Raw genomic sequence first — 11585 nt, 5'->3', positions numbered from 1 at the left:
CCAGCGTTGTCCCTGATCAGGGGTTATTTCAGCAGGCCGCGGAGGCTGAATTCGTAGACGTGCCGGCCGTCGATCGGCACGCCGTTGAGTTCGGCGCCCAGATCGCGTAGCCGAAGCGCCCCCAGCGCGGTGTGCATCAGGATCGTGGCGTCGGTGGCCACGTCCAGGTCGGACCGGAACACGCCGTCGGCGATCCCGCGCCGCAGGATGTCGATGACCAGCCGGTTCAGCGGTGCGAGCACCTTGGCGAACTCCTTGGGGCGGGTCTCGAGCAGGTGGTCGTTGTAGTACGTCAGACCGCGGTTGATGCCCTCCTGCGTGGTGGACTCCGCGGGCGCGCTGACCCGGTCGACCAGCAGGCGCAGCGCCTCGTCGCTGGGCAGATCCGCGGTCTCGGCGGCCCACCGCTCGGTGGCGTCGGCCATGATCTTCTCGACCAACGCCAGCAGCAGTTCGTCCTTGGTTGCGAAGTGCTGGTAGAACGCCCGCAGCGAGGTCTTGGACCGCTCGACGACCTCCAGCACGGTGAAGTCCGTGCGGCCCGTCTCGCCGAGGATCGCCAGCGCCGAACGCATGAAACTCTGCGCACGCGCCTGCGATTTTGCGCGCGCCGGATCGGTGGCAGCAGGCGCGTGGTCGGCCTGCGGTTGCCGCGATTCGGCTCCGCTCACCTTGGCCATCGCCCACCCCTACCGGTCGTGCGCGGCGCCGGAAGGACCGCGCGTGTGGTGCCCGAGGGTACCGGTTTGCCCACTCGCTGTGCGAGTGCCTAGCGCGCGTGGCAGTCGAAGGTTACTGTCTTGGACCCATGGCCGAATGGTTTCTTTTCCTGCCGCAGGTGCGGATGGGAATCGACGACGTGGTGCTGCGCGCACAGACCGCCGAGCACAACGGATTTGACGGCATCGCCTTCATCGACCACCTTGAGCCACCTGGCGCCACCCATCAAAGCATCTGGGAGGCAATGACAATCGCGACCTGGGTGGCCGCGCGCACCGAACGACTCAAGATCGGCCACCTGGTGCTGTGCGACGGGTTCCGGCATCCGGCGGTGCTGGCCAAGCAGGCCGTCACGCTGGCCGAGGCCTCCGGCGGCCGCTTCGAACTCGGCCTGGGGTCGGGCTCGTGGCCCGCGGAGTTCGCCCGATTCGGGATCGACGATGGGGACGACGCGAAGGCGCGGGCGCGTCGACTGGCCGCCGACGTGGCGCTGATCCGGGAGTGCTGGGGGAGCGACGGCGTCACCGAGCGCACGCAGGAACCCGTTCCCGCCCAACCCATTCCGCTGCTCCTCGGCGGGACGGGGAAGACCACCCTCGAACTGACCCGCAAGTACGCGGACTGGTGGAACATCCCCTCGCATCAACTGGAGCGCCTCGATGCGCTGCTGCCGACAGTCGGTGACGCACGGGTATCGATGCAGCAGATGGTCGGCTTTGCCGGTGCGCAGGCGGACGCCGGCGCGGTCGCCGAGGCGGCCCACCGTCGCTTCGGTCACCTCGGTGACGGTCTGGTGTGTGGCACGGCGCCGCAGTTGGTCGAGCACTTCGGTGCGCTGATCGACAAGGGCGTCGAGCGGTTCTACGTCTGGTTCGCAGATTTTGCCGCCCCGGCCACCCTGGCCGAATTCGCGGACACGGTAATGAAAGTCATCGCCCGATCAGGAGGAAGCACAGCGTGACAACGGAATCCAATCAGATCGTCTGGACGGTCGAAGGGCTCGTCGACCTCTTCGACGTCGAGTCGACCGAGGCCGATCGGTTCGCCGCGCCCACCGGCCCGTCCGGGGAGGACGAGCGGCAGGTGGTCGAGGGCAGTCAGGTCCTGTCCCAGGCTCTGGTCGCGGTCGCCAAGCGCTTCCCGGAGAAGTCGTTGCGCTCGGCGTACGCCGTGTTCAGCCGCGTGGTGATGGTCGGCGCCCCAGTGGAATTGGCCATCGACGTGGTGCAGGAGGGGCGCTCGACGGCCACCGCCGTGGTCACCGCGCTGCAGAACGGCAAGCGGTGCATCACCATCACCGTGCTGTGCGACGTGCCGACGCCCGACGTCATCACCCACCATCTGCCGCGGCCCGACGTCAAGTCGCCGGCCGAGTCCAACGTCTCCGAGATGCCGATGGTCGGGCGCGAGCTACGCCTGGTCGACATCGTCGACGTCAACAGCCCCGACGAGGTCGGCCCGCCGGAGATCCACGCCTGGCTCAAGTACGACCCGATCCCGCAACGTGACGACCTGGCCAAGGCGCTGATCGCGTACTTCACCGGCCACCTTGGCATTTCGACCACCATGCGGGCCCACGAGGGCATCGGCACCAGCCAGGCACACCTGACGGTCTCCACCGCGCCGATGACGATCAGCATCAGCTTCCACGAGCCGGTGCGCTGGGACGGCTGGCTGCTCTACTCCCACGAGAGCACCCAGGTCGGCGCCGGTATGTCCTACGTGCGCGGCACCGTGCACACCGAAGACGGCGCGCTGTTGGCGTCGTTCAGCCAGGACGCGCTGATCCGTCCGCTGCGCACCGCCGACACGGCGATCGCGGAGCAGTCCCGCCTCTAACCGCCGAGGTTGGCGGCGCTGAAGGTGTCGCACTGGTTCGGATCGCCGGTCTGATAGCCGACGGTGAACCAGTGCTGACGCTGCGCCGAGGACCCATGCGTCCAGGACTCGGGGTTGACCCGGCCGGTGGCCGTCTGCTGGATCCGGTCGTCGCCGACCGCTTCGGCGGCCGACAGCGCGTCGGCAATGTCGCGGTCGCTCAACGGTTCCAGGTAGTTGACGTCGGTGCCGGGCTGCTTGGTGATGGCCGCGTAGTGCGCCCACACCCCGGCGAAGCAGTCGGCCTGCAGCTCGGCCCGCACGGCGTTGCTCTCGGCGCCGGTCGGGCCGCGCTGCGCCCGGGCCAGATTCCCCAGCTGGTGCTGCACGTGGTGTCCGTACTCGTGGGCGACCACATACTCCTGGGCCAACGGGCCGCCGGTGGAGCCGAACTGGGTCTTGAGGACCTCGAAGAAGTCGGTGTCGAAGTAGGCCGTCTGGTCGGCGGGGCAGTAGAACGGCCCGACGTCGGAGGTGGCCGGACCGCATCCGGTGCTCACCTCGCCCTTGAACAGGCGCAGATTGGGACGGGTGTACCCCTGCAGCAGCTGACCCCAGATGTGGTCCAGGGAGTTGCCGGTGGCGATCACCCGGCACTCGACGATGCTGTTGGCGTCCGCGCCGGTGCGGCACTGGCTGACGTCGAATCCGGGCGCCTCGACGCCCTGGGTATCCAGGGATTGCTGGCTCATCACGTTGCCCGGATCGACGCCGAGGAACAGCGCGATCAGCAGCACCACCAGGCCGCCGAGGCCGCCGCCGATGGCCATGCCGCGACCACCCCGACCGCCGCCGCCGCTCGTGGTGGTGGTGCTGGTGTCGATCCGCATCCCTTCACTGAAGGTCATGGGCACTCTCCATCCGCGCGCTCCGGCGTCCCGGCTGTTTGCCGGGCCCCAACGGACATAGCTTTGCACATACGATTCAGGGTGTGTCCGGCAATCCGAAAGGCACCATCACCGCCCCCCGCGTGGTGCAGACGTCCGCTGGCGCCGTTCGCGGCGACTCCGACGGCGCGGTGGGGGTGTGGCGGGGCATCCCGTACGCCGAACAACCGCTGGGGCAGCGCCGGTTCGCCGCGCCGGCGCCGCTGACGCCCTGGTCGGGAGTGCGTGACGCCATCGAGCACGGGCCGTTGCCGCCGCAGGGGCGCTCCTTCGTCGGCGGCGGTCGCGACGACCCCAAGGTGCGTGACGAGGCCTGCCTGACGCTCACGGTGTGGTCGCCGGACACCACCGGTTCGCTGCCGGTGATGGTGTGGATCCCCGGCGGCGCCTTCGTCTACGGCGCGGGTCAGTTGCAGCTGTACAACGGCTCCCGGTTGGCCGCCAACGGCAACGTCGTCGTCGTCAACGTCACCTACCGCATCGGCGTGTTCGGCGGCTTCGAACTGGGCTCGCTGGGCGAGGGTTTCGACGACAATCTGTGCCTGCGCGACCAGATCGCGGCCCTGCGCTGGGTGCGGGAGAACATCGCGGGCTTCGGCGGTGACCCGGACCGGGTGACCGTCTTCGGTGAATCCGCCGGGGCGACATCGGTGTTGGCGCTACTGGCCAGCCCCGCCGCCGACGGCCTGTTCCACCGCGCCATCGCCCAGAGTCCCGCATTGCCGCTGATCGCCGACTACGACAGCCGCGCCGAGCAGGCCGACCGGTTCCTGCACGAGGTCGGGGTCGGCGCCGGCGAACTCAAACGGATGCCGCAGAAGGCGTTGCGTCGCGCGGCCGGGACGCAGCAATTGCACAGCGTCGCAACGACTCCCACGCTGGCCTACGGGCTGACCCACGGCGTGGACCTGTTACCGCGGCACCCCATCGACGCCGCGCGGGTCGGGGCCGTCGCCGAGGTCCCGTTGATCATCGGCACCAACAGTCACGAGGCATCGATGTTCGCCTGGTCCAAGCCGCCGATGCTGCCGACCACACCGGCCAACATCGACACCTTCTTCACCCGCGTCGACCCCGAGGCCAAGGACCGCGTGCTGGCCGCCTATCCGGCCTACCCGCGCCGGCGGGCGCTGATCGCCGTCGGCTCCGACGCCACCTTCGGCGCGCCGACGTGGGCCTTCGCCGACGCCTACAGCAAACACGGCGATACCTACGTCTACCGCTTCGACCACACCACCTGGACGTTGCGGGCATTGGGGCTGGGCGCCACCCACGGCAGTGAGATCGTGCACATCCAGCACAGCTACGGCTCCTATCTGGGCCGCAAGCTGCACCCGCTGGGCCGGCAGGTGCAACCCTCGGTCGGCCGGCGGATGCAGCGCACCTGGTTGGACTTCGCCACCGGTCCGAACCCCGCGCCCTGGCCGCACTATGACGTGCCGCGGCGGGCGACCCGCGTCATCCGCAGCACGCGCGACATCACCGTCGGCGACCCCGACCACACCCGGCGCACCGCGTGGGAAGGCCTGTACTGATGGGGGCGGTCGGAGGCCCGCCGCCTAGACTGATCCTTCGTCTCATACGCCTGAAAGAGGAGTACCTCAGTGCTGCGCTCCCGCACCGCCGGTTCGTTGCGTGCCGCCGACGCCGGCCAGACGGTCACCCTGGCCGGGTGGGTCGCGCGCCGTCGCGATCACGGCGGCGTGATCTTCATCGATTTACGTGATGGCGGCACCGGAGGGCAGGAGCGCAGCGAGTCGGGAAGCGGGCCCAGCGTGGCGCAGGTGGTGTTCCGCGACGCCGAGGTGCTCGCCCAGGCGCACCGGTTGCGCGCGGAGTTCTGCGTGGCCGTCACCGGTGTGGTGGAGATCCGGCCGGAGGGCAACACCAACGCCGAGATCCCGACCGGCGAGATCGAGGTCAACGCCTCGTCGCTGACCGTGCTCGGCGAGAGTGCGCCGCTGCCGTTCCAGCTCGATGAGACGGCCGGCGAGGAGGCGCGGCTGCGCTACCGCTACCTGGACCTGCGCCGGGAGAGGCCCGGCCGGGCAATCCGGTTGCGTTCCAAGGTCAACGCCGCCGCGCGTGCGGTGCTCGAGCGGCACGATTTCGTCGAGATCGAAACCCCGACGCTGACCCGCTCGACCCCCGAGGGGGCCCGCGACTTCCTGGTCCCGGCCCGGTTGCAGCCCGGTTCGTTCTACGCGCTGCCGCAGAGCCCGCAGCTGTTCAAGCAGCTGCTGATGGTCGCCGGCATGGAGCGCTACTACCAGATCGCCCGGTGCTACCGTGACGAGGACTTCCGCGCCGATCGCCAGCCCGAGTTCACCCAGCTGGACCTGGAGATGAGCTTCGTCGAGGCCGACGACGTCATCGCGGTGTCCGAGGAGATCCTCAAGGCGCTGTGGGCGCTGATCGGCTACGACCTGCCGACCCCGCTGCCGCGGATCACCCACTCCGAGGCCATGCGGCGCTACGGCAGTGACAAGCCCGACCTGCGCTTCGGGGTGGAACTGGTCGACTGCACCGACTACTTCTCCGACACCCCGTTCCGGGTGTTCCAGGCGCCGCACGTGGGCGCCGTCGTCATGCCGGGCGGGGCCTCGCAGCCGCGCCGCACGCTCGACGGCTGGCAGGAGTTCGCCAAGCAGCGCGGCCACAAGGGGCTGGCCTACGTGCTGATCGCCGAGGACGGCACGCTGGGCGGACCCGTCGCCAAGAACCTGTCCGACGCCGAGCGCGACGGCCTGGCCGCCCACGTCGGGGCCAAGCCCGGCGACTGCGTGTTCTTCGCCGCCGGTTCGGCCAAGTCCGCGCGCGCCCTGCTGGGCGCCACCAGAATCGAGATCGCCAAGCGTCTCGACCTGATCGATCCGAACGCGTGGGCGCTGGCCTGGGTGGTGGACTGGCCGCTGTTCGAGCCGGCCGACGACGCCCAGGCCGCCGGCGATGTGGCGGTGGGCTCCGGTGCCTGGACCGCGGTGCACCACGCGTTCACCGCACCGCAGCCGCAGTCGGAGTCGACGTTCGACACCGACCCGGGCACGGCGCTGGCCAATGCCTACGACATCGTCTGCAACGGCAACGAGATCGGTGGCGGTTCGATCCGTATCCATCGCCGCGACGTGCAGGAGCGCGTCTTCGAGATGATGGGCATCGACTCGGCCGAGGCGCAGGACAAGTTCGGATTCCTGTTGGACGCCTTCACCTTTGGCGCGCCCCCGCACGGCGGGATCGCGTTCGGCTGGGACCGCATCACCGCGCTGCTGGCCGGCGAGGATTCGATCCGCGAGGTAATCGCGTTCCCCAAGACCGGCGGTGGGGTCGACCCGCTGACCGATGCGCCCGCCCCGATCACCGCGCAGCAGCGCAAGGAATCGGGCATCGACGCCAAGCCGGAGCCGGCCGAGAAGGCCTGAGCTCGGCCACACCCAACACAACCTGGGTTCCGTGCTGCGCGAAATCTGTAGGCGTAGCGCGGATTTGATGACGCTGTCGCGACTTCGATCGCACTGACCCCTTGACACCGGCGGTGCGTGCTGGTTAGCGTTCCCCTCAAGACTTTACCGGCCGGCCGGTAAAGTAACCGGAAGGGGAACCGATGACCGACTCCGACATCACCGGCGAGAAGCCGCAGATACCCGAACGTATCCTCGTCGCGGCCGCCCGCGTGATGGAACGCGAAGGATTCGCCAACGCTTCGCTGCGCCAAATCGCCGAAGAGGCCGGCATGACGAAGGCCGGCCTCTACTACCACGTGGCGAGCAAGGAGACGTTGCTGTATGCGCTGCACGAACGCTTTGCCATCAAGCTCCGCGACTCCGCCCAGCGCATCAGCGAGTCCGATGCTGCGCCGACCGACAAACTGCGCGCACTGATCGTCGAAACCGTGCAGACCGCCGGTGTCTACCAATCGGAGGGCACTGTGTTTCTCCGCGAATACGCGCACCTCACCGGAGAGATGGCGGTGACGGTCGGCAAGGGCCGCGATCAGTTCCGCACGGACTTCGAGACCGTCATCAAAGAGGGTATGGACTCGGGCGAATTTCGTTCCGGGGACGCACATTTGGATGCATTGGCCATCCTGGGCGCATGTAACTTCACCGCGTTCTGGTTCGACCCGGAGGGCGCGATGAAGATCGAGCAGATCGCCGACGCGTTCGCCGACCGGTTGCTCTATGGCATGCGGACTCCGGGCAACGACAAGGGAGAGAAGGCATGACCTCGAACGCGGCGCTGCGGATCGGCATCGACACCGGCGGAACTTTCACCGACCTGGTGCTGGCCGAAGGTGAGCACGTACGGATCGGCACCAAGTCGCTGACCACCTACGACGACCTCGCCAACGGTTTGCTCCGCACCATCGAGAAGGCCGAGCCGGGCGAGGGCCCCGTCGAACAGATCGTGCACGGCACCACCGTCGCGCTCAACGCCATCCTGACGCGGCGCGGCGCGGACATCGGCATGCTGACCACGCACGGGTTCCGCGACCTGCTCGATATGGCCCGCGGCTGGCGGCCCTTCGAAGCGATGGTGGACCCGCGTTGGCGCCGGCCCCACGAGCTTCGCCCCATCATCGAGCGCTCCCGTCGACGCACCGTCAGCGAACGGATGATGGCCGATGGCGAGGTGTTGATGACCCTCGACGAGGACCGTCTGCTGCAGGAGGTGGAGCGCCTGGTGGCCGACGGCTGCCAGGGCATCGCCGTCTGTTTCCTGCACGCCTACAAGCATCCGGAACACGAGCAGCGCGCCGCCGAGCTGATCCGCGACCGGTTCCCGGACATCGCCGTGAGCACCTCGGCGGAGGTGGCACCGTTCCCGCGCGAGTACAACCGGTTCTCCACCTGCGTGCTCAATGCCTACGTCCAGCCGCTGATGGATTCCTATACGACGCGCGTCGAGGGGCGACTGCGCGAGGCCGGTCTGGAGGCTCCGCTGACGTTCATGACCAACGATGGCGGGCTGGTCACCGCCGAACAGGTCACGTCCCGGCCGGTCGCCACCCTGAACAGCGGGCCCGTCGGCGGGGTGATGGGAGTGCAGGCCTACGCCGAGCGCCTGTCGATGCCCAACCTGGTGGGCTTCGACATGGGTGGCACCAGCACCGAGGTCGCGGTCGTGGTGGACGGACGAGCCTCGGTGAAACGCGAACTCGAGATCGAGCACGATCTGCTGGTCAGCCTCCCGGTGGTGGAGATCCACAGCATCGGGGCGGGGGGTGGCAGCTTGATCACGATCGACGACGGTGGCGGACTCAAGGTGGGGCCGGAAAGCGCCGGCAGCGATCCGGGGCCCGCCTGCTACGGCCACGGCGGCGCCCAGCCCACTGTCACCGATGCCTTCCTGCTGCTCGGTGTCCTCGACTCGCAGGTGCCGCTGGGCGGCGAGATCTTCCCCGACGTCGCGGCGGCCGAGGCTGCCTTCGCGCCGCTGGCCACCGCGCTGGGCGTGACGCCGGCCGACGTGGCCCGCATCTCGGCCGAGGTCGCCATCCACAACATGGCCGAGGCGGTGCGCCGGCTCACGGTCTATCGCGGCGCCGACCCGCGCGAATTCGGGTTGGTCAGCTACGGTGCCGCCGGTCCGCTGGTGGCGACCCAGATTGCCCGCGCACTGCAGATGCCGCGGGTGGTCATCCCGTCGCTGTCCGGGGTGTTCTCCGCATTCGGCCTGCTGACCGCGCAGGCCTTCGAGGAAGAGGTCACGCCGGTCATGGCGACGGTGAGCGACGAGGTCGCCGCCGACATCTTCGCCCGGGCCCGGACGAGTCTGGAAGCGCTGATCCGGCAACTGCGTGGCCGCGGCAGCCGCGACGTCGTCGTAGAGGCCTGGCTCGACGCGACCTACCTCGGACAGCGATGGGAACTCGCGGCCGTGATCGATCCGTCGCATCCGGAGCCCCTGCAGCATCTCAGCGAGGCCTTCGCTGCGGCGCATCAACGCCAGTTCGGGTACAGCCTGCCGGCCCCGATCTACGTCCAGACGCTGCGGACCCGGGCCGTCTCCACCGACCAGCGCCGGCTGTTCCCTCCCAGATTGGCCAACAGTGAACCGGCGCAACCGAAACGCCGCCGTGACATCACCTTGATGGGACAGCTGAACCGCGACGTACCGGTGTACAACGCCGACGAGTTCGCGCCCCACCAGGTCGTGGCCGGGCCGGCGGTGATCGAGGCGCAAACCTACACCGGTGTGCTCGTCACCGGAGACGTCGCGACGGTCAACGAGTTCGGCGACGTGATCATCGAGATCGAGGAGAAAAACCGATGACAGCTATTGTCCCCCTGCCGGTTTCGGTGCTCGACGCCCAAGAGGTCGAGGCACGCTACGGTGTGGATCTCACCACCGCCGAGGTGATTCGACACGCATTGGAACACATCGGTCTGCAGATGCAGATCAAGATCAACACCGCGGCGCTGAGCCCGCTGCTCAGTGAGGTCAACGACTTCGGCATCGGGTTGCTCGCCCCTCGAGATCCCGAGCGTGACTTGGACTTCGACGCCATCGCGATGGGTACGGCCGCCCCCGGGCACTACGTGATCAACCAGTTCTACGCGCGGATGGCCATCGAGCATTGGGGCGTGGAGAACTTCAAGCCCGGCGACGTCATCATCTTCAACGAGCCCTACCGCGGCGGCAGCCACATCAACGATGTCGGCACCCTGATGCCCATCTTCCACGAGGAGGAACTGGTCGGCTTCGCCGCGGCCATCACGCACTGGTTGGACATCGGCGGACCGATCCCGACCGGCTTCGGCCCCGGCCTGCAGCGGGACATGTACGCCGAGGGCATCCGGATTTCACCGCGGCACCTGTACCGCGAGGGAGAGCTGGTGCGTGAGACCGTCGAATTGTTCACCGGGCAAACGCGAATCCCGGATATCAGCGTCAACGACCTGCAGGTCATCCATTCGGCGCTGTCGTTGGGCGCCGAGATGGTGCTGCGTTATGTCGAGCGCTACGGCCGGGACGCCTACGCGGGCGCGGTGCAGTATGCCCTCGACCACACCGAGCGCGCCATGCGCGCGGCGCTGAGCGAGATTCCCGACGGTGACTACACCGCCGAGGACTACATGGACAACGACATGGACGGCGACCCCATGCTGATCCGCTGCACGGTACGCAAGCGCGGTGGCGAGGTCGAGGTCGACTATTCCGGTTCTTCGCGTAACGAGTGGGGCGGCTTCGCCTGCACCTGGTCCGACGGGGTTTCCGGCGCGCACCTGGGACTGCAGGTCGCGCTACCGGAATCGATCAGCCCAAATGCCGGTGCGTATCGCCCGGTCCACGTGGTGCTGCCGCCGGGATCCTGCCTGCACGCACTACCCCCGATGGCCACCAACGCAGGGCACACGATGTTCATCGCCAAGGCGATCAACCTGGTGAAAAGGGCCCTGACGCAGGCGGATCCGGCTATGGCCGTGGCGGAGAACTACGACGACGTCTTGTTCATGAGCTTCGCCGGCGCCGACACCCGCAGTGGCGTGCCGACCCCGTTCATCTCGATGAACCTGTTCCAAGGGCCGTTCGGCGGGACGGCGCAGGCCGACGGTAGCTGCTACACGTTCCAAGAGGGCGGCAACTGTGTGGTCACCTCGGTCGAACTCGAAGAGGAATCCTTCCCCGTCCTGCACCTCGAACGCGAGTTCGTCGCTGACACCGGCGGTTCCGGACAGTATCGAGGAGGCCCGGCCACCCGCTCCGTCCTGGTCCCGCTGGCCGACTGCGAAAGCTCGTTCCAGCTCGATCAGTGCCGGATCGGACCGCGGGGCGCGCTCGGCGGTGGCAACGGGGCCACCGGTCACATCGCGGTGCATCGCGATGCCCTGGACATCTGGGCTGCCGGCGGCGACTTCGGCGAACCGGAGATTCTCGCCGGGATCGTCGATGCGTCGGGTCGGTTGGTGGGCGAAGAAGTGCCCGGCGTCACGGAATTCCGCTCCAGCAAGCAGGCGGGTGTACGCGTCGGCGCCCGTGACGTCGTCATTCATCAGACGCCGGGCGGCGGCGGCTGCGGTGACGCCGCCGAACGGGATCCGGCGGCCATTGCGCGCGACATCCGCAACGACATCGTGACCGCCGGATCCTGACCGCACC

Annotated in this window: 9 protein-coding genes; 7 read left to right on the top strand and 2 right to left on the bottom strand. The window is 68.4% G+C overall.

Features of this window, described 5'->3' with window-relative positions:
* Positions 1–23 precede the first annotated feature (23 nt).
* Positions 24–680 (bottom strand): TetR/AcrR family transcriptional regulator, encoded by a 657-nt coding sequence (locus EL338_RS13690; protein WP_126334249.1) that lies wholly within the window; start codon positions 678–680, stop codon positions 24–26.
* A 128-nt stretch (positions 681–808) separates the two neighbouring features.
* Here EL338_RS13690 and EL338_RS13685 point away from each other — a divergent pair, with 128 nt between their 5' ends.
* Both EL338_RS13685 and EL338_RS13680 read left to right on the top strand, forming a co-directional pair.
* Positions 809–1681 (top strand): LLM class flavin-dependent oxidoreductase, encoded by an 873-nt coding sequence (locus EL338_RS13685; protein ID WP_126334248.1) that lies wholly within the window; start codon positions 809–811, stop codon positions 1679–1681.
* Positions 1678–2559: an acyl-CoA thioesterase gene (locus EL338_RS13680; RefSeq protein WP_126334247.1), complete on the top strand. Its 882-nt coding sequence runs from the start codon at positions 1678–1680 to the stop codon at positions 2557–2559. The genes EL338_RS13685 and EL338_RS13680 overlap by 4 nt, the downstream gene beginning before the upstream one ends.
* On the opposite strand, the gene ypfJ is transcribed toward EL338_RS13680, so the two are convergent.
* Positions 2556–3446 (bottom strand): KPN_02809 family neutral zinc metallopeptidase, encoded by an 891-nt coding sequence (gene ypfJ, locus EL338_RS13675; protein WP_126334246.1) that lies wholly within the window; start codon positions 3444–3446, stop codon positions 2556–2558. The genes EL338_RS13680 and ypfJ overlap by 4 nt on opposite strands.
* A gap of 83 nt (positions 3447–3529) precedes the next feature.
* On the opposite strand from ypfJ, the gene EL338_RS13670 reads away from it, so the two are divergent.
* The 5 genes from EL338_RS13670 (at position 3530) to EL338_RS13650 (ending at position 11578) form a co-directional block, all read left to right on the top strand.
* Complete coding sequence (locus tag EL338_RS13670; RefSeq protein ID WP_235666141.1) at positions 3530–5020, top strand: carboxylesterase/lipase family protein; 1491 nt, start codon at positions 3530–3532, stop codon at positions 5018–5020.
* 69 nt (positions 5021–5089) lie between these two features.
* Positions 5090–6904, top strand: coding sequence for an aspartate--tRNA ligase (aspS, locus tag EL338_RS13665; protein ID WP_126334245.1), 1815 nt, complete (start codon positions 5090–5092; stop codon positions 6902–6904).
* Between the two features lie 182 nt (positions 6905–7086).
* The gene (locus tag EL338_RS13660) at positions 7087–7707 is read left to right on the top strand and encodes a TetR/AcrR family transcriptional regulator (RefSeq protein WP_126334244.1); all 621 of its coding nucleotides are present in this window, start codon (positions 7087–7089) and stop codon (positions 7705–7707) included.
* Complete coding sequence (locus tag EL338_RS13655) at positions 7704–9758, top strand: hydantoinase/oxoprolinase family protein (RefSeq protein ID WP_126334243.1); 2055 nt, start codon at positions 7704–7706, stop codon at positions 9756–9758. Before EL338_RS13660 ends, EL338_RS13655 begins: the two co-directional genes overlap by 4 nt.
* Positions 9755–11578 carry a hydantoinase B/oxoprolinase family protein gene (locus EL338_RS13650; protein ID WP_126334242.1) on the top strand — a complete coding sequence of 608 codons (1824 nt, stop codon included), beginning with the start codon at positions 9755–9757 and terminating at the stop codon, positions 11576–11578. The genes EL338_RS13655 and EL338_RS13650 overlap by 4 nt, the downstream gene beginning before the upstream one ends.
* The last annotated feature ends 7 nt before the right edge of the window (positions 11579–11585 follow it).

Origin of the sequence: Mycolicibacterium chitae, assembly GCF_900637205.1 — a bacterium.
Lineage (GTDB): Bacteria > Actinomycetota > Actinomycetes > Mycobacteriales > Mycobacteriaceae > Mycobacterium > Mycobacterium chitae.
Note: the sequence above shows the minus strand (reverse complement) of the source record. Positions and strands in the feature narration are given on the sequence as shown.